General features: G+C 69.4%; 16 protein-coding genes and 2 pseudogenes. 3 read left to right on the top strand and 15 right to left on the bottom strand.

Translation table 11 applies throughout. The features are described from left to right. Positions 1 to 26 precede the first annotated feature (26 nt). On the bottom strand, positions 27 to 539 hold the full coding sequence (locus H9I49_RS23190) for a hypothetical protein (protein ID WP_188032780.1): 513 nt from the start codon (positions 537 to 539) through the stop codon (positions 27 to 29). A gap of 41 nt (positions 540 to 580) precedes the next feature. Then, positions 581 to 1012: a PKD domain-containing protein gene (locus H9I49_RS24215; protein WP_223129151.1), complete on the bottom strand. Its 432-nt coding sequence runs from the start codon at positions 1010 to 1012 to the stop codon at positions 581 to 583. A 690-nt stretch (positions 1013 to 1702) separates the two neighbouring features. On the opposite strand from H9I49_RS24215, the gene H9I49_RS24210 reads away from it, so the two are divergent. Beyond that, a complete protein-coding gene (locus H9I49_RS24210; protein ID WP_304650682.1) occupies positions 1703 to 1846 on the top strand; it encodes a hypothetical protein in 144 nt (47 codons plus the stop codon). Positions 1847 to 1986: 140 nt separating this feature from the next. Here the strand turns inward: H9I49_RS24210 and H9I49_RS23175 are convergent, their stop codons facing one another. The 13 genes and pseudogenes from H9I49_RS23175 to H9I49_RS23115 form a co-directional block, all read right to left on the bottom strand. After that, entirely contained in the window at positions 1987 to 2199 is a 213-nt protein-coding gene (locus H9I49_RS23175; RefSeq protein WP_188032777.1) for a hypothetical protein, read from the bottom strand. A gap of 727 nt (positions 2200 to 2926) precedes the next feature. Next, complete coding sequence (locus H9I49_RS23170) at positions 2927 to 3658, bottom strand: GAF and ANTAR domain-containing protein (RefSeq protein ID WP_188032776.1); 732 nt, start codon at positions 3656 to 3658, stop codon at positions 2927 to 2929. Between the two features lie 75 nt (positions 3659 to 3733). Next, a complete protein-coding gene (locus H9I49_RS23165) occupies positions 3734 to 4603 on the bottom strand; it encodes an ANTAR domain-containing protein (protein WP_188032775.1) in 870 nt (289 codons plus the stop codon). Between the two features lie 210 nt (positions 4604 to 4813). Continuing rightward, entirely contained in the window at positions 4814 to 5095 is a 282-nt protein-coding gene (locus H9I49_RS23160) for a hypothetical protein (protein WP_188032774.1), read from the bottom strand. Between the two features lie 303 nt (positions 5096 to 5398). Next, positions 5399 to 5724: pseudogene (locus H9I49_RS24160) on the bottom strand (acetylxylan esterase). Between the two features lie 266 nt (positions 5725 to 5990). Next, the gene (locus H9I49_RS23150; protein WP_188032773.1) at positions 5991 to 8438 is read right to left on the bottom strand and encodes a GH32 C-terminal domain-containing protein; all 2448 of its coding nucleotides are present in this window, start codon (positions 8436 to 8438) and stop codon (positions 5991 to 5993) included. Positions 8439 to 8754: 316 nt separating this feature from the next. Then, a complete protein-coding gene (locus H9I49_RS23145) occupies positions 8755 to 10347 on the bottom strand; it encodes a glycoside hydrolase family 32 protein (RefSeq protein WP_188032772.1) in 1593 nt (530 codons plus the stop codon). A 5-nt stretch (positions 10348 to 10352) separates the two neighbouring features. Further along, positions 10353 to 11471, bottom strand: coding sequence for an ATP-binding cassette domain-containing protein (locus H9I49_RS23140; protein WP_188032771.1), 1119 nt, complete (start codon positions 11469 to 11471; stop codon positions 10353 to 10355). Continuing rightward, positions 11468 to 12484, bottom strand: a complete 1017-nt coding sequence (locus tag H9I49_RS23135) for an ABC transporter ATP-binding protein (protein ID WP_188032770.1) — start codon at positions 12482 to 12484, stop codon at positions 11468 to 11470. Before H9I49_RS23135 ends, H9I49_RS23140 begins: the two co-directional genes overlap by 4 nt. Beyond that, the gene (locus H9I49_RS23130) at positions 12481 to 13425 is read right to left on the bottom strand and encodes an ABC transporter permease (RefSeq protein WP_188032769.1); all 945 of its coding nucleotides are present in this window, start codon (positions 13423 to 13425) and stop codon (positions 12481 to 12483) included. The genes H9I49_RS23135 and H9I49_RS23130 overlap by 4 nt, the downstream gene beginning before the upstream one ends. Before the next feature lie 118 nt (positions 13426 to 13543). Beyond that, complete coding sequence (locus H9I49_RS23125) at positions 13544 to 14521, bottom strand: ABC transporter permease (protein WP_188032768.1); 978 nt, start codon at positions 14519 to 14521, stop codon at positions 13544 to 13546. A 111-nt stretch (positions 14522 to 14632) separates the two neighbouring features. Further along, positions 14633 to 16306, bottom strand: a complete 1674-nt coding sequence (locus H9I49_RS23120; protein ID WP_188032767.1) for an ABC transporter substrate-binding protein — start codon at positions 16304 to 16306, stop codon at positions 14633 to 14635. Between the two features lie 61 nt (positions 16307 to 16367). Next, positions 16368 to 17414: a LacI family DNA-binding transcriptional regulator gene (locus H9I49_RS23115; RefSeq protein WP_223129150.1), complete on the bottom strand. Its 1047-nt coding sequence runs from the start codon at positions 17412 to 17414 to the stop codon at positions 16368 to 16370. Between the two features lie 488 nt (positions 17415 to 17902). Here H9I49_RS23115 and H9I49_RS24675 point away from each other — a divergent pair. Continuing rightward, positions 17903 to 18100 (top strand): annotated as a pseudogene (locus tag H9I49_RS24675) (substrate-binding domain-containing protein); the annotation flags it as partial. 81 nt (positions 18101 to 18181) lie between these two features. After that, positions 18182 to 18415, top strand: coding sequence for a hypothetical protein (locus H9I49_RS23105; protein ID WP_188032766.1), 234 nt, complete (start codon positions 18182 to 18184; stop codon positions 18413 to 18415). Positions 18416 to 18519: the final 104 nt, after the last annotated feature.

Here is an 18519-nt window from a genome sequence, read left to right as displayed (position 1 = left end):
GCGCCCGGGTTCGGTGGCCCGTCGTGTCACGGCTGGAACGTCAGGACCAGTGCAGCCCAGGTACCGGATGTGGTGCTGTCTGCCGTGAATGTCCCGGTGGACGAGGCGAGCTGGTACGCACGGCCGAGGTTCGCCGCGGCGAGCGACTGTGGGGTCAGTCTGGTCCAGGATGGGGACCAGGTGGGGTTGGTGGCGGCGGTGAACGAGGCGACGGCCGCGAAGACAACCTCCCCAGTCGACGTGGTGGCGACTGTGCTGCCGGACGAGAACGCCGTGGTGGTGCCGGTGGCGGACGCCACACGGTCCAGTCGGGTGACGCCGGTGAGCTCATCCGCGACCATCTGGTAGCTCGTCGACCCGGGGAAGGTCGCGGTGATCTTGGCGCCGGCTGTGAGCGGCTTGGAGGCCCACCCGGTCAGCACGAGGAGGCGCCCGCCGCTGACCGCCACGTCCCGAGCAATCGTGTAGGGGTTGCCGGCCGTGTCGGTGACCGCAACGGCACCCTTCGTCGACTTGGCGAGGATCTGGAGCGTTACCACGACGAGATCGCCCTGACGCACTCCAGGGCCGGGACCGAGCGTCAATGCTCCGGTGCTCTTTGTGGTCGTCGCCGAACTGGTGCCCGCCGCGCGACGTAGCCGGGTTGGGGCGCGGTGATGGTGATGGTCTGTTGAGCGGTGTCGGTGAGGCCGGAGGTGTTGCGGACGGTGACGGTGGCGGCGAAGGTTCCGGCGGTCGTGTAGCTGTGGGTCGCGACCGGGTTGCCTTGCGCAGCAAAGGTTGCGCCGTCACCGAAGTCGAACGCATACGTCAACGCCTGGCCCTGCGGGTCGGTCGACGCGGACGCGTCCGCGGTCACGGACAGGGGCGTGGTGCCGGTGCTCGGGGTGACGGTGAGCTTGGCGACGGGGGCCTTGATGGGCGCCGTGGTGGTGATGGTCTGTTGGGCGGTGTCGGCCCGAGCTTTCTCCGGGTACCGCGGAGGCGCTCGAGAGGTGGGCGCCGGCCACACGCCTACCGACCAGGACCGGCGTCTTCGCAGGGATTGTGGTGGCGTTGGGAGCTGTCGCCCCCGCTTCGCTCGGGCTCCTCCCGGATCCGGCAGCGCCCACTCAACGTGACCTAGGACCTCGACCGAAAGGCACGGCGGGGGCCTACGTCATTCGGCGGTGTCGGTGTCGGTCGGCGGTGGGACGCCCGTCGCCTCCGCTTCGCTCGGCTCCTCCCAAGTCGCCCACCATCACCCGCCAACCAAAGTGACGTAGGACCCGACGAAAAGCGTGTCGGGTCCTGCGTCATTGGGCGGTGGCACCCCGGAAGCTGAGGTTCTCGCGAGAGACGGACGCCGCGGCCCCAACCATCGGTCATGCGGGGTGAGCGTGAAGCAAAGAGGCCCACTCAAGAGCGGCCGCACTGGGATCCGGTCGATCACGGGCGGCTGGTGAGGGGTCAGGGTTCGCGGGCGTCTGGCCCCAGGGCGCGAGGACATTGCGCTCACGCCTCGCAGCCGCACATCGATGACCGGTCGTCGTTTTCGACGTGACAGGCGCACGCCAGCTTGAACGCACCCTTCAGGTGGGGTTGGGACGCAGGTTGGCGATCTTGTCTTCCCGCTGCGAATGGGCTTGTCTGATCCTCACCAGCAAACAAGCCCTTCGGTCGCTGGGGCGAGTTGTTCGGCGACGACGTCGTGGCCGCCGCGATGATCGGCAGGCTCGTCCACCCCACTGACGTCGTCGGCCTCTGGGGCGAGTGCTACCGGCTGAAGGACCGCGAACCTCGGAGAGTGTGTACAGAGGCCGCATCCACAGACGCGAGATGTTCGGGCGACAACGCCCGACGATGAGGCGGGGACTCGCCTGTAGTGACAGACAAACCCTCCGTCCGAGCGGCCTCGGCCGCGCTCTCCAGGCCCTCCCACTCTTCGCCGGGAGCAGGCGCTGTCACGCGGCGCCCGGCAGCGCGTTGGTGCGCACCATGCGTGACCTATTCAATGGTTGCTGGAGACGTGGATGGCAGGTGGAGGGCGTCGTCGATCTGCTGTGACGTGAGGTGGTCGCGGTGTTCGGACGCGCTGACGATGACGTCGAGGAGGAGTTCGATCTCCTCGCGTAGCTGGTCGTCCTCCAAGGCGGACGAACCTTTCCGGCGACCTGGATGATCAACCAACATCACCCCGGCCGCGGCCGCCGCGCCCATCGGCGCGGTGCTGCTTCTGCTGCTGGTGTTGCCCCGGTTCGCGGCGGATGGTGGTTCGGTGGCTGCCTCAGGGCGCGAGGGGCGCGAGGGGCGCGTGGCGGAGTGTGCAGACGCTCGGCGGGGAGTGTCTCCGATGGCCTGTGTGGTCATGCTGGCCGCTCTCTGGGTTGGTGATGAAGGCACGTGACGGTGGCGTAGGTCGGCCGGAAGGAAAGGGGCCAAGACTGGGGGCGCCGGGGATGAAGGGCCGGGGCTGGGCGGGCCGTCGAGGCCGGAGCGGTGGAGCACGTCCAAAACTGATCGTCCGTGGCAACCAGGAAAGGCGGCTGCAGATCGCGGCTGGCGTCTGAGCGAGCGCGATGAGTAGCGCGCGGACCGCGACGGCTTCCTCTGCGGGCGCGGAAGACGAACCGGGCGCGGGTTCGACGCCGGAGGCGGCCCGTACGCCTTGTTGCCCTGGCGGATGAGCAGGATCGACGCAGGCTGGGGAGGTCACCGTGACGGTGACGTGTGCATGGTTGCCCACCACCGGTACCTCAGCTCGCTAGGCGCTCTGTCAGGTGCCGGGGTCTGGGGCTACCGTCTTTCAGAGTAACCCCGATGACGGCCGCCGTGTGAGGGATCCAGATGCTCTTCCCACCGACCTAGCGACCGGGGAGCGCCGCCCTTGCTCGCAGCCGCCTCGCGTCCCGGGCTCTGGATGGAAAGGTTCCGGACAGCGGATGGCTCAGCTGGGTCTGGTGAGGCCGGGGTGGCGTCCGGGGTCGGTGACGACGACGTGGGCCAGCTCGCTGAGCCGCAGGTGGTGAGTCCGGGCGTAGTCGCGCAGCGCCGTGAAGGCCGCGTCGACGTCGACGTTCCAGCTGCGGGCCAATGCGCCCTTGGCTTGCTCGATGGTGATCCGGCTGACCAGGGCCGCCTGCAGCTGTTCGGTCAGTACCTCCTTGGCCCTGATCGTGCGTTCCTGCAGGATGCCGATGGTGGCCACGTCCGCGAGGGCCTGAACGACCCGCGCGTCGGACTCGTCGAGACGGCCGACTTCGCTGGAGAACAGGTTCATCGCCCCGATCACGACGCCTTGGTGGCGAAGCGGGAACGCGTGCACCGAACGGAACCCGAGCTCGATCGCTCGGTCGGCGAACGAGGGCCACCGGTCCCGAGCCTCGCTCCCGTCCAGGTCACCGTTGACGACCGGGCGGCCCGAGCGGAAGCAGTCCAAGCAGGGGCCCTGGTCGTTCTGCAGCTGGAACAGCTCAAGCAGGTGCACCGACTCTCGGGAGGCGGCGACGAACTGGAGGTGGCCGCGTGGGTCGGACAGGACCAGCCCAGCCGCCGAGGAGAGACTCACCTGCGCGGTGCGCTGGGTGAGAACCTCGAGGAACTCGATGACATCGAAGTCATCCACCAGCGTGTCGGCCACCTCGACGAAGACCTCCGCCAGCTTCTCGATCGCGATCATCGGCCTCGCCTCTCCCGTCCGGATCCCGTCAGCATCCTCGCCGCAACGACGGCACACCCCGCTGCCGTCCATGCCCTAGCCATGCGAACCATCCGAACCATCCAGGCCATCCAAGGCATCAGGGTCCTCACGGTCCTCGCGTTCCTCGAGCCCGCGAACCTCATTGTCGACCCGTTCAGGGTCACGATCCAGCCTGAGCCTTCCATCGACGATGTCGTGCGCGACATCGCTGACCGGCCGGTTCACCGCGAATGCGTACGCACGTAGCCGCAACATGGCCTCAGCCAGGCTGACGCCAAGGTCAACCGTAATCATTCCCTGCGCCTGGTACACCTCCAGCCGATACGCCAGGGCGTCATCCAGCCCCGGAGGCAGCGCTCCCGGGGCGGCCAGGCTCTGCCCGTTCAGCACCAGCTCCAAGGCAATCTCTGCGAACCAGAACCCTTGCCGCAGTGCGGCAGGGGGCAGCGAACCCTCCGCTGCCTGGTACACGTCCAACGACCCGACACAAGCAGAGCCAGCCCCGAGCGGAAACGCGAACACGGCACCCGCCCCCGCCGCCGAGGCGGCCGGACCGTAACCGGGCCAGCGTCGAGTGCCGCGCCCTGACAGATCCGGTTCGAGCACGACGCGCCGGGTCGAGCACGCCTCGATGCACGGGCCCTCCCCCAGGGTGAACTGCAGCTCCTCCAACTCCTTGGTTCCAGGCCCGGCATGTGCCGCGATTCCCCCGCCGATCCCCCCCGAACCCCAGAGACTGACCCCGGCGCCGGTGGCCGGCAGCACGCGCACCAGCGCTGCACACAACCCATGCAGCTGGCCCGCTACCCCTGCGTGGTCAGTCGGCCCGCGAGCGGCCTCTGCCCGGATCAGCCGCCGCAGCTCCGCCATCCCCTCACGCGCATCAACCCCGCGCGTCACAGGATCTTCGGGGCCGTCCTGCATCCCGCTCACCTGGGACCAGCTGCCCGCCGACACCACGAGCCAAGGGGACAGCACGACTGCGGCACCCGGATCACGCCTGGCCATCGGGACCCCATCCGATCGCTCCTTCGCGTCCCCGCGCGGACGCGCAGCACTGTGTGCCGCGACGCGTACCGCTTTGAGCCTGGCGCCGGTTCCACAGCCCGTCGGCCGTCGTGAATCTCGGAGTGGTTACACCACATGGAACTCGACCCGGTAGACCAGAGTGCCGTCGTTGATCGGACCCGAGTGAGCAGCCCTCACCCGGAGTGCCTCCCGATCGGTCTCTCCCGAGGCCCGGACATCATCGTCGGTCACCGCGGAGAAGGGCAGAACTTCGAGAGAGTCGATCTCGATCAGGACGCCAGCGGTCGGGTAGCGGCCACCGACCCTGACTTGCGGACGACTCCACAGCCGGACCGAGACGGTGAGCTCGCCGCGCGCCACCGCGCCGCGAAGGTCTCGGCTGAACATCACACCGACACAGTACGTCTGCGTGCCACGTCCCCACAGCCGCAGCCTGGAGGTCAGTCTCGAATGCCCCGGAGGCGACCGGAGATCTCAGCGCGTCGGCCACTCAGGCTGCGATCCGCTCGTTCGAGCAGTCGGGGCGGGGACCGTCGCGCTGCTTACCGGACCTGCCTGAGGTTCAGGCTGCTCGATCGCACGGCCGTTGGCGCCGGCGTGCGCGCTCAGCGCCTGCCGAAGCGGTGGAGCATCGGGTCATCTCATCGTTGCTGACACGTCAGCTCGAGGAGCGCAGCACGACCAGCCGAATCAGTCCGAGCAGCGCCACGGGGTCGGCCGCGATGGCCTGCTCGTCCCTGCGTCCTCGTGCAATCTCGCGAGCCAGTCCGCTTGCCTCACCTGCTGAAAGGCCTGGCCTCCTTCGTGGTCGTTGTACTCGTAGACCACCATTTCCTTCGGGCCAGCGTAGGAGTTGAACGCGGGAAGACCGTCGATGGCGGGCAGGTCTGGTCCATGAGGGCCACCGAGAACAAGGCCGGTGACGTGGCCTTCCGGGCCAGGATCGCGGCGTCGAAGTAGCTGAGCGTCTCGAACACACGGGCCGACCGATCGCGGTGGGCCTTGAGGTAACGCACGATCTCGACTGAGAGTCCGGAGGCCGGCGGTTCGTCCCCGCCGTGAGTCCGCGCTGGACACCACGTCGCGGGTGAGCGAGTGCCAACCCATGGCCAAATGGTCGCGACCGGGGCGACGCACCAGGGCCTCGGCGGTCGGATGTCATGCGATCGGAGCAGAATCCACTGCCGAGGCCCTGTGCGGAGCAGGTCTCGTCGACTCGGGCCTCGAGCTGTTCGAGGCGCTGTGCGAGCACTAGAACAGGGCTGCACCGAGCTTTCACGACTTAGTTGATCGGCCGCGCCACCACCTTCGCGTCGACCGCGCCGCCCACGGCGTACGCAGCGATGCCGTCGCTCGAGAGGTCGGGGAAGATCAGGTCGGTGATCGCGACCCGACCATCACGGGTGAACACTTCGACGGAGGACCGGTCGACGAGGATGCGCAGCTTCACCTGGCCGTCGACGAGCGGCACAGCGACACGTTGGGTCCGGCCGAAGACCGGGCTGAAGGAATCCTCGCCCGAGGCGGTCCGGTCGACGTAGAGCTGGCCGTCGGACCAGCCGATGCGGGTCCCCTCGGCTCCACCCTTTCGGACCACGACACCGGCGTCGCTCGTTCCGTGAGGAGTGAGGGTGACGTCGAGGTCGAGCGCCGTCCCACGCAGGCCGAGGGTCCGGCTACCAGTGAGCCCCCTGACACTCTGGGTAGCTGCCTTGCCGAGGCTCTTGTTCAGCTCCACGACCGGCTTCTGCACCAGGGTGGGCCGGCCACCAACATCGGCGAGGGTCAGCTCGCGCGAGATCGACTGCGCACCCCGCCAGGGCGAGGTGGGCGTGGAGTTGGCGTAGTCCCAGTTGCCGAGCCACCCGATCTGCACCCGTCGGTCGCCGGGGAGGTCGTTGAAGGTCACCGCGGCGTAGTAGTCGGCGCCGTGGTCGATCCATCGCGTGCGGGTGACGGTGTCAAGTGCCGGTGCGTCGGCCAACATGGCTTGGTCGGCGTAGATGTGCCCCCAGCCACCGGTGGCGTCGTCGACGAACTCCAGGTGCGCGGTCCGGCCCTGCAGCTGGGCAACGTCCCATGAGGTCCAGTCGAGCGAGGGGCTGTTGGTGCCGGTGGCCGACCTCACCACCTGGCCGTCGACGACGAGGTTGGCGGTGGTCTCCTGGCTCCAGGGCGCGGCAGCCTTGTCGGAGAACACGATGTGGTCGAGCATGATGTGGCCCCAGTCGGCGGTGCGTTGGTCGGTCACCTCGATGTGGGCGGTCTTGCCGCGCAGGGTGCTGACGTCCCAAGCCCGCCAGTTCATGTTGGGTGAGTTGTCCCCCGTCTCGGACTTCACGACCTGGCCGTCGACGACCAGGGACACCGCGGTCGGCTCCGGTCCGGACAGCGGGTGGTTGCCCCCGGCGACGAGCAAGTTGATGAAGTCGCGGCTGATCGTGAAGTCGGGCGAACGCACGGTGCCCACGGCCGGGTCGCAGCCCGCCCAGCACGTGTCCAGCACGCCGCGACCGACTCGGCCCGGCAGGTCGCTCCACGTCGTGTTCACCAGGTCGGTGAAGCTGCCCGTCCCGGTCCATCCGGCCTGGAGCCCGTCGGCCTCGAAGTCGGCGAACAGGTCACCCTCCGGCGGGGCCTTGGATGCTCCGTCGATGTGGGGGTAGCTACCGCCGCCGACCAGAAGGTTGAGGTACGGCTTGTCGATCTGAAAGTCCGGTGAGCTCAGGGTGCCGGTCTGGAAGTCCCCGTCACCGTAGCTGTCGACGTACTTCTTGCCCATCGCGCCGAAGACGTCGGCGGGTGGCGTGTCCGGACCGTTGCCGAATGCGGTTCCGGTCGTGGTCCAGCCTGGGTCCCATGTGTCGCCCTCGAAGTCGTTGATGACCTTCCCGGCCGGGGGGGTGTACGAAGCGTCCGGTGAGGTGAAGGTGGAGCCGTCGAAGTCGCCGACGAAGTACTGCACCTTGCCTGAGACGCTCAGGGTGAGTACCCACTTCTTCGTGACGACCCCTGCCGCGTTCTTGTAGGGCAGCGCGAAGAGGTCGGGGCACTCCCAGACACCGCCGGTCGCTCCTGCAGGACCGAAGTCGCTCTCGTGGCGCCAGGACCTCAGATCGGCGCTGGAGTAGATTCCCACCTTCCGTTCAACGGACTTGGCCACGACCATGACCCAACGGCCGGTCTCCTCGTTCCAGCTGACCTTGGGGTCACGGAAGTCGTGCAAGCCGATGTCGAGCACGGGGTTTCCGGCGTACTTGGTCCACGTCTCACCGGCGTCGAGGCTGTATGCCAGCGCCTGACGCTGGAGACCGGTGTGGTTGTCACGACTGGTGTAGATCGCGACCAGTGGAGGGTTGGTCGCGCTGCCGAACCCCGAGGCGTTGGCCTGGTCGAGCACGACGCTTCCCGACCAGACTTGCTCGTCGGCGTCCGCAGCGATCGCGATCCGGTGCTCGGTCCAGTGCACGAGGTCGGGGCTGGTGGCGTGGCCCCAGGACCCGTTGCCCGCGGTGTCACCGGACGGGTTGTGTTGGTAGAAGAGGTGGTAGACACCCTTGTACTTGATGAGGCCATTGGGGTCGTTCATGAAGTTGGCGGCCGGCGTGTAGTGATAGGTGGGCCGCCACTGAGTGGTTCCAGAGGGGTAGGTCGGCGTGACCGCGGCAGCGGGCACAGCGACTGTCGTGGCGGCCGCGGCCGCGATCACGACGAGGAAAGAACGAAACATCTCTGCAGATCCTTCTTCAACGTTTGTCACGACCGTGCGGGGCAGGTCACGACGTGGCGGATGGCTCAGGCTGGATTCGCCCCGAACGGCGTTGGGTGAGCTCGTTCGTGTGGGTCTCCGTGGTGGCCGGCGAGGTGGCGCCGGCCGACCCGGCACAGCAGGTGGTGCCCAGCGACGTGCCCGTCGCGTTGTGACCGTCGCCGCTGAGAGCGACGGACGGCGGTGTGTTCCGTCCGGTCTGGACGTCCTTTGGCGTCATCGCCTGCCCCCGGGGCGAGCCGGGCGCTTGACTCGTTCCGGTTCCGGCGCACGGCAGTCACACCTCCGGCCAGAGCGCTCGCGCGCCGCCCCAGATGTCGCGCATCTCCCAGCTCGACGAACCGGCGAGCGTCGCCGAGCCGCCGAGGAGCGTGAGGGAGCAGCCGACGGCATCCGGTCGCCTCGGGTAGACGCGGGCGGTGAGGGCCCGGCCGTTGACGAAGACCTCGAGCGCCGAGTGGTCGATGAGTACGCGGACCTCGACCCGCCCGTCGTCGCCTACCGTCACGGTCCCGGCGCGGTCCGTTGCGTCGACTGTCCCGTCGAGGCTGCTGCGCGAGCGGTCGAGGCGTACGCTGCCTGCCGTGGAACCCTCTGGGCCGCGGGCGATCTCGAGCACGGTGACCTCCTCGCCGTCGTCGGTTGCACGCACCGCGAGGGCGGCCGCCGAGTCCGGCCCCAGCGTCAGCGTGAACTCGACGTCGAGCTGGTCGCCGCGTCCGAGACCGGTCGCGGCGTCACGCGTCAGCTCGGTGGCCTCGACCCGGTGCTCGCGGCCGCGCAGCGATGCGACCTCCTCGACGGGTGAGAGGTACAGCTCGCCGTCGGGCCCGAGCACGACCTGGCGGGGCAGCGACATGACACCAGACCATCCGCAGGCGATGGCGTCGTCATCCGTGCGCCCCTCCTGGAGCCACCCGAACAGGATGCGTCGTCCACGGTCGTCGGAGAAGCTCTGCGGGGCGTAGAAGTAGCGGCCACCGAGGTCGAGACGGTGGACCGCCTCGGGCGTGAACGTATCGCCGGCGTAGGCGCCGGTCAGGTAGAGCGGGTGGTGGGTCACGCCCTCGTGCCAGGCCGAGAAGACGAGAACGTGGGAGGCCGGCGACACGGGGTCCACGTCGGCCACGGCGTCAGCATCGGCGGTCGGTGGCTGGAAGAGGTCGACGCATTCCCACATGGTGCCCGCCCAGTCCGGGTCGCCCGGTGCCCCGATGGAGGCGTCGCCCACGACGAGGGGACCGACGAAGGTCCAGTCGCGCAGGTCGGTCGACTGGTAGAGGAACGCTGCGCCGCCCCGGCCGCGCACCCCGGAGCCGACGAGCTGGCGCCACACGTCACCCTCCTTCCACACGCAGTGGTCGCGGAACGCGGGCACGTCGTGACCGGCCGGCGTGTCGTCGATGACCGGGTTCGCCGGCTCCTTGACCCAGGTGCGCAGGTCCGGGGAACCCACTGCGACGCAGGGCAGTTCGCGATCTTCACGCCTTCCGGAGTAGACGATCGTCGGCACGCCGGCGTCGTCGACGAGAACGCCGCTCCAGCAGCCGTCGCGGTCGGGACCGGTGTCGTCGGGCACGAGAGCCACCGGCTCATCGGTCCACGTGACGAGGTCGCGGCTCGAGGCATGCCCCCAGTGGATGCGGTGGTGCACTGGCGCGTACGGGTTGTACTGGTAGAAGAGGTGGTACGTGCCGCCCCACTGGCACAGGCCGTTGGGGTCGTTGAGCCATCCCGCCGGCGCGAGGAAGTGGAACCGCGGCCGGTGGGGGTCGGCCTCAGCATCGGCGACGAGGTCGGGCCCGAGGCCGGCGGCCGCGGCCGGGGCGGTGGTGTTGCGGTCGGGGCGCGGGAGGTCGGTGGTCGTCATCAGCTTCAGGTCCTCGGCGGTGCGGCGTTGGTCGCGGTCGGTGTGGGCTCGGAGTCGTCGCCACCGGCGGCGGACGCCGCCTCGGCGATGACTCGCGTTGCGATGGGCGAGGCCGGCGTGTAGCGGTGGCAGCGCACCCAGTGCTCCCGGCCCGGCTCCCGGGAGAGCCAGTGGTGCACGGGATCCTTGTCGCTGCAAGCGTTCTGGGAGTCGTCGCCGTGGGGGCAGTCCGTCGGGTGGAGCACCTGCTCGCGCAGCTCCCGACGCTGGTCGGCGTCGAGCGCCGTCACCCGGCGGGGGTCCGGCACGGCGGAGAGGAGCAGCCGCGTGTAGGGATGGTCGGCCTCGTCCATGAGGGTCAGTGACTCCCCGCCCTCGACCAGCTCGCCGGCGAACATGACGTTCGTGGTGTCCGCGACGTAGCGCGCCGACGCGAGGTCGTGGGTGATGTAGAGCATCGCGATGCCGCGCTCGTCCCGGAGCCGCCGGAGGAGGTTGAGTAGACCGACGCGCACCGACACGTCGAGCATCGACGTGGGCTCGTCGGCGAGGATGACGTCCGGCTCCGCGGCCAGTGCACGGGCCACGCCGACGCGCTGGCGCTGTCCTCCGGAGAGCTCATGCGGGTAGCGGTCGAGCAGCGCGGGGTCGAGCCCGACTGCGTCCATGAGCTGGACGAGCCGTGCGCGCGTCTCCCGCGCGGACGTCGTGTGCCCGTGGATCTCGAGTGGCCGGCGCAGGACGTGCTCGACGCGATGTGCAGGGTTCAGCGACCCGAACGGGTCCTGGAACACCATCTGCACCCGACGTCGGTACGCGCGGCTCGCACGTCTCCGCTCGGTGCGCAACACGTCCACGCCGTCGAAGGCGACGGAGCCGGCCGTTGGCTGCTCGAGTCGCGCCAGGCACCGGGCGATCGTCGACTTGCCACTACCGGACTCCCCGACGAGCGCGACGATCGAGCCCCGCGGCAGGTCGAGGTCGACTCCGGCGACCGCACGCAGGTGGTTGCGGGAGAAGAGCCCGCCGAGACGGAACTCCTTGACCAGGCCGCGGACCCGGACGACGGGCTCGGCCGCCGCGCCGGCTGCTGGGGCCGCTGTGGTGGGTGGGGCGAGAGTCATTGTCCGGCTCCGTTCGTGGCGGGGACAGGTGTCGTCGTGGCGGCTCGGACGGCGCCTGTCGAGCCGGACCGGGCCACCCAGTGACCCGACTCGAACTCGCGCAGGTCGGGAATGCTTGTCGAGCAGTCGGACCGGTCGGACGGGCACACGAGGTGGAAGCCGCACCCGTCGGACATCCCGCCCGCGGCGCGCACCCGGTCCGCCAGCCCGACGAGCTCGACACGGGGCCCGTGCAGCGGCGGGAAGGCGCTCATCAGGGACTTCGTGTACGGGTGCTCGGGCTGGTCGAAGACGCGTCCGGCGGCTCCGAGCTCGACGACCCGGCCGGCATACATGACGGCGATCCGGTCGGACAGCTCGACCATGAGCGACATGTCGTGCGTGATGAAGAGGACCGAGAAACCGCGCTCGCGCTGGAGCCGCTGGATCTGGGCCATGATCTCCTGCTGGACGACGACGTCGAGCGCGGTCGTCGGCTCGTCCATGACCAGGAGCGCGGGCCGCAGCGCAGACGCCATGGCGATGACGACGCGCTGGCGCATGCCTCCCGAGAGCTGGTGCGGGTACGAGCGCAGCCGGGATGCGTCGATGCCGACGAGCTCGAGGAGCTCGGCGCTGCGCGTCCGGGCCTCACGACGCGTGGCACCCTCGTGCGTGGTGAAGACGTCGCCGAGCTGCTCGCCGATCGTCAGCACCGGGTTGAGCGAGTTCATCGCGCTCTGGAAGACCATCGCCGCGCGGCGCCACCGGTAGCGGCGCAACGCAGCCTCACCCATTCCGAGCACGTCCTCGCCCGCAAAGCGGATCGAGCCCGACGTGACCCGTGCGGGTTCCTTGAGCAGGCGCAGCACGGCCATCGCGATCGTCGACTTGCCGCACCCGGACTCACCGGCCAGGCCGAAGACCTCGCCCTCGCCGATGGCGAAGCTGACGTCGCGCACGGCGACGACGGGTCGGTCACCGACGGCGTACTCGACAGTGAGGTTCTCGACCTCGAGCAGCGGCGCACTCATCGGGTCACCTCCGTGACCGCAGCCTGAGGTGTGGCAACGGGTCGCGACGTGGCGCGAGACGCCTTCCGGCGTCGGCGGCCTCGTAGCCGCGGGTTCGTCACCTCGTCGACGCCGTAGTTGACGAGGGCGAGCGCGAAGGCGACCAGCGCGATGGACAGGCCGGAGGGGACGAAGGCCCACCAGGCGCCCGACATGAGCGCGCCGTCGTTGCTCGCCCAGTAGAGGTTGGTGCCCCAGCTCACGACCGAGCTGTCACCCAGGCCGAGGAACTCCAGGCCGGCCTGGGCGCCGATGCCGAAGATGACGCACGCGAGGAACGTCCCCATGACGACGGACGCCATGTTGGGCAGGATCTCGCGGAACATGATCCGCCAGGCCCGCTCCCCCGAGACAATCGCGGCCGCCACGAAGTCCTTGCCACGGATGGAGAGCGCCTGCGCTCGCAGAACCCGCGCGCTGCCGGCCCATCCCGTGACGACGAGGACGAGCACCACCGTCGCGGCGCCGGGCGGCAGGAAGGCGGCGAGCACGACGAGCAGCGGCAGCCCCGGTAGCAGGAGGAACACGTTGGTGACGAGGGAGAGCACGTCGTCGACCACAGAGCCGAAGTAGGCCCCCGCCAGACCGACCACGACACCGATGAGCGTGGCCGCGGTTCCCACGACGAAGCCGACGGCGAGCGAGCTGCGAGCGCCCCACAGGGTCAGCGCGAGGACGTCCTGGCCCTTGGCTGTCGTGCCGAGCCAGTGGCTCGCGCTCGGCGCCTCGGAGGCGAGGTCGCCGATGGTCGACGGGTCGCCGGGAGCGAGCACCGGCGCGAGGAGCGCGAGGATGGCGAAGACTGCCAGCAAGGCCAGGCCGACCACGGCCTTCGGGCTGCGCAGCAGGCTTCCCAGAAGACCCCCGCGGGCGACGGCCGGGACCCACGAGCGTTGCGCCACAGACGAAGTTCGGCTTGGGGCGGGGGGCCCAGCGCCTGGTGCAGCCGGCGCGGTGAGAGCGGAGGCGCTGGCGGGAGCCAGCGCAGGGTCGGTGACGGAGGGCACGGGGCTGCTCCTCTCAGGAAACCCGCACGCGCGGGTCGAGACGGACGTAGACGAGGTCGACGAGGAAGTTCGCGATGAGCACGGCGGCAGTGATCGTCAGGAAGATCCCCTGCATGAGCGGGAAGTCGAGCGCCTGCACCGAGGCCAGCAGCTGGTAGCCCACTCCCGGATAGGCGAAGACGACCTCGGTGAGCAGCGCGCCGCCCACGATGAAGCCGAGCGACATCCCGAAGGACGTCACGCTGGGCAGCAGGGCGTTGCGTGCGGCGTAGCGGACCATGATCCGTCCGCGTCGCAGGCCCTTGGCCTCCGCCATCGTGATGTAGTCCTCGGAGGCGGTGGCGATCATCGCGTTGCGCATGCCGAGCATCCAGCCGCCGACCGAGACGAGGACGATCGTCAGGGCAGGCAGCACGAGGTGGGTGGCGACGTTGGCCGCGAAGGGTGCCGACCACTCCGGCACGACGCCGACGTCGAAGGCGTGCCGCAGCGGGAACCAGCCGAGGGTCACGCCGAAGAGGTAGAGCGCGCCCATCGCGAGCCAGAAGTACGGGAACGAGCCGACGAAGACGAGAACCGGCGGCAGCGCCGAGTCGAGGAAGCCGCCGCGCCGCCACGCCGCGAGCGCGCCGAGGACGGTGCCGATCACCGCCGCGACGACGAGGGCGGTGAGCCCGAGCAGCATCGTCCAGCCGATCTGCGACGAGATGACCTCCGAGACCGGGGTCGGGAAGCGCGAGATCGACACGCCCATCTCGCCGCGGAAGATGCTCGCGACGTAGGAGAGGTACTGCTCGACGACGGGACGCTCGTCGAGACCGAAGAGACGGCGCAGCTGCTCGACCTGGTCCGGCTCGAGCCGCGCCCCGGACTGGGTCAGCATCCGCGAGACGGGATCGCCGGGCATGAGGCGCGGAAGCATGAAGTTGAGCGTGATCGAGACCCAGAAGGCGATCGCGTAGAAGCCGAGTCGGCGTAGGACGAAACGCATGCCGTCGTCAGCCTCCTTCCGAAGTGGGGGCGGACAGCCACGGGGCAAGCCGGGTGGCGGGTTGGACGGTGGGCGCCGCGGGGGCCGGAGGGCCCCCGCGGCGGGTGCGGGTCAGGCGCGGGGCTTGACCGTCGTGAGGACGAGCACCGCCGTGTTGCCGCGGGTGAGCAGCGTCGCGTACGGGTTGTCCTGGGTCGGGAACCCGGTGAAGCGGACGTCGTTGTAGAGGCCCCACTCCGGGCCGCTGAAGAGCGGCACGACCGGGGCGGTCTCGTCGTAGATCCGCTGCAGCTGCGAGGCCGCCTGCTTCTGGGCCGACTCGTCGCTGGTGGCGGCGAAGGCCGCGAGGGCCTTGTCGGCGGCCGCGTCTCCGAAGCGGTGGTAGTTCTCGGTTGCCTTCTCGCCGGCCTTCTTCACTGTCTCGGTGGACATGACGCCGCGGTAGTACTGGTACGGCGTCGGTCCGCCGTTGCTCCAGACGATGCCGGTGTCGAAGCTGCCGTCCTCGTAGCCGGCCACGACGACCGCCCAGTCCTTGCTGTCAACGCGTGCCTTGACCCCCACAGCGGCGAGGTTCTGCGCGATGACGTTGGCGACCGAGAGCCAGTCGGACGACGCGCTGCCGACCGAGATCCTGACCTCCCAGGGCTTGCCGTCGGTGAGAGTGCGGAAGCCGTCGCCACCCTTGGGCAGGCCGGCCGCGTCGAGGGCCGCGTTGGCCGCCGCGACGTCGAACTTGGTCCACGAGCAGGCGCCCGCGACCGACTCGTCGCGCCAGGTGTTGTAGCCACCTGAGAGCCCGGTGCAGTCAGCCGGCTGGGCATAGCCGCTCATGCCGACCTTGACCACCTGGTCACGGTTGACGGCCGTCGACAGCGCCTTGCGCACCCGGACGTCGTCGTAGGGCGCCTTGGTCGTGTTGAGCTGCCAGTGGATCGTCGATCCGACCGGCGGGAACCAGTAGTGCCGGTGCGCTGGGTCCTTGGCGACGAACGTCTTCTCGATGTTCGGCACGAACTGGTCCGCCCAGTCGGTCTCGCCGTTGGTCGTCGCGAGGTTGGCGGGGTCGTTGCCGGCGAAAGCGAGCATGCGGATGCCAGGGATGTTCTGCTTGCCGGCCTGCCAGTAGTTCGGGTTCTTCGTCAGGTCGAACGACTGTGGCGTGAACGCGGCGACGGTCGTGTAAGGCCCGCTGCCGACCGGAGTCGGGTTGGTCTCCTTGGCCGGGTCCTTGACCTTCTCCCACACGTGCTTGGGCACGATGACCTGCTGGCCGAGCTCGTAGAGCGCGGGCGAGAACGGCTTGGAGAGGGTGAACTGCACCGTCTGCGCGTCGGCCGCCTTGGCGCTCGCGAGGTAGTCGAAGCCGCCCATGACCTTCTTCTGGAGGGAGAAGGTGTAGGCGACGTCCTCGGCTGTGAGCGGCTTGCCGTCGGACCACCTGGCGGCCGGGTTGAGGTGGAAGGTCACGGTGCGACCGTCCTTCGACGTCTCCCATGTCTGCGCGAGCCACGGCACGGCCTCGCCCTTGACCGGGTTGTAGATGAACATCCGCTCGTAGATCGCCTGCTGCGTCATCGGCAGTGCATTCGGCGAGAACGGGTTGAAGTTGCGGGTGAAGGTGCCCATGTCCTCACGCGGGATGGTGAGCAGGGCTCCCTTCGTCGCAGCGCCGGCCGCGGTGCCGGAGGCATTGCCGGAAGTGCAGGCGCCGAGCGCGACGGAGGCCGCGGTGGTTACGGCGAGGGCGAGCGCAGCCCGCCTCGAGACGGCTGACCGTGCCATATGATTCCTTCTCTCTGGTTGTGGCTGTGTGGCCTTGCTGGAGACACGTCGTCGGTCCGATTCACGGTCGGACCGATGACCTTTCGAGCAGCGGGCAGTCGATCGTCACCTTGGTGTCGATCGGCTGTCCGTCTGTTTTGCCCTGGTCGCCGGCTGCGATCAGCGAGCCGAGCAGGGAAACCGCAGTGCGGCCCATCTCCTCGAAGGGGAGGGCGACCGTGGTCAGGGCGGGCCGCAGGTAGGCGGCGATCAGCTCTTGGTTGTCGAAGCCGACAATCGCGATGTCCTCAGGGATGCGCAGCGCGCGCTCGCGGACCGCGTCGTACGCGCCCATGGCCATGCGGTCGTTGCCGCAGAAGAGGGCCGTCGGGCGATCGGGAAGGTCGAGCAGGCGTCCGGCTGCGTCGTAGCCACTGTCGGCGGTCGCGTGCCCGGAGATGACGAGGTCGGGGTCGGGGTGGATGCCCGCGTCGGTGAGAGCCTGGCGGTAGCCCTCGAGGCGACCCACCGCGGCCGGGATGCCGGGGTCGAGGTTGATGAAGCCGATGCGCTCGTGGCCGGCGGCCAGAAGTCGCTCGGTGGCGCGTCGGCCGCCACCGATCTCGTCGGGTACGACCGACGGGAAGCGTCCCTCGGCGTCGAAGCAGTTGACGAGCACGGTCGGCACCTCACCGGCGGCCTTGGGCACCTGGACCGCGCGGTGCCAGGTCGCGGCGTAGAGCAGTCCTTCGACGCGCTGCTCGAGAAGCTTCTCGACCGCTGCCTCCGCCATGTCGGCGCGGTCCTCGCTCGAGGCGATGAGCAGGAACTTGCGGTCCTCCCACGCTCGCTCCTGCGCACCCTTGATGACGTCGACGGCGAACGGTGCGGTGACGATCTCTGTGATGAGGCCGAAGAGGCCACTGCGCTGGGCGGCCAGGGCTCGGGCGCCGGCGTTGGGTCGGTAGCCGAGGTCGCGGACGGCGTCGAGGATGCGGTCGCGTGTCTGCGGGGAGACGCTCGTGTCGCTGCGTCCGGCCAGGACGAAGGAGACGGCGGTGCGCGAGACGCGGGCGTGGCGCGCGACATCACTCATCGTCACGTTGCGGCTCTTGCCTGATGCGCGCATGGTCTCCCTCGACCGTCCTGATAGTTACTGCCGCCACCCAACTAACGCGCGTTAGTCAACGAGCGAATCTGAGGTTACGCGCGTTACCTCGTGGCTGTCAACGGTCAATCCGAGGGCGGAAGGTGGTCGCGCTCACGCCTCGCGCCGCCCCCCGAAATGACCGCATCTTCATTCGGAGCTGGCGACGGTACGGACCGGGGCGGCGGTCGCGGTGGTGGTCCCGATCCTCTCGGAGTGGTTGTTCGCGGAGGTCATCGCCGCCGACGGCCGGGTGCTGAGCCGTGAAGGGTACGACGTCCTGCTGACCGAGCTGTCCACACCGGAGCTGCGCGCCGACTTCTTCGCAGGGCCCCGCCTGCGCGGCCGCACTGACGGGGCGCTCGTGATCGCCCTCCAGCTGACGCCCGGGGAGCTGGGGGCGTTGCAGTCACAGGGACAGGTCGTCGCCCTCGTCGGTTCCGAGCGGGCGGGGGCGTCGTCGGTGCGCGCTGCGCGACGCCGGTCTGCGCGTTCCAGGCGACTTCTCGGTGGTCGGATACGACAACCACGAGCTGGCTGGTGCCGTCGGTCTCAGCACGATGAACCACGGGGTCGCCGAGCAGGGCAGGTTGGCCGCTGAGTCCCTCCTGGCCGCGCTCACCGGCACCTCGGCAGCGGTCTGCCGCATCGAACCGCACCTTGTGGTGCGCGGATCGACCGCCCCGCCCCGCGGCTCCGCGCCGGCACTCCCTGACTCCCCACTTCCCCACCGTCCGAAGAGGAAACCCATGCAGTACCGCAAGCTCGGCGACTCCGGCATGTACGTGAGCGCGATGGCATGCGGAAACTGGACCACGCACGGCGCGCAGATCGGCCAAGACGCCGCCACCTCGTGCGTCTGCACGGCCCTCGACCTGGGCATCACGACGTTCGACTGTGTCCGGTGGCCGTCGTTCCCTCGATGTGCTGCGCTTCCGACCTGGGGGCGGCGAGGACCCACGATCGTCGACCCCCCGGGCTGATCGCTGGCCGAGCTCCTCGTGGCCGGTGTGCGGCTTCACGTCCGGATGCGGAATGCTGCGCTCAGCTGTTGCTCCCGTCGTGAGCTGGGGCCGACGCGGAGTTC

The sequence above is a fragment of the Terrabacter sp. MAHUQ-38 genome, from assembly GCF_014518425.1.
Classification (GTDB): Bacteria; Actinomycetota; Actinomycetes; order Actinomycetales; family Dermatophilaceae; genus Terrabacter.
This window is presented reverse-complemented; position numbering and strand designations above follow the sequence as displayed.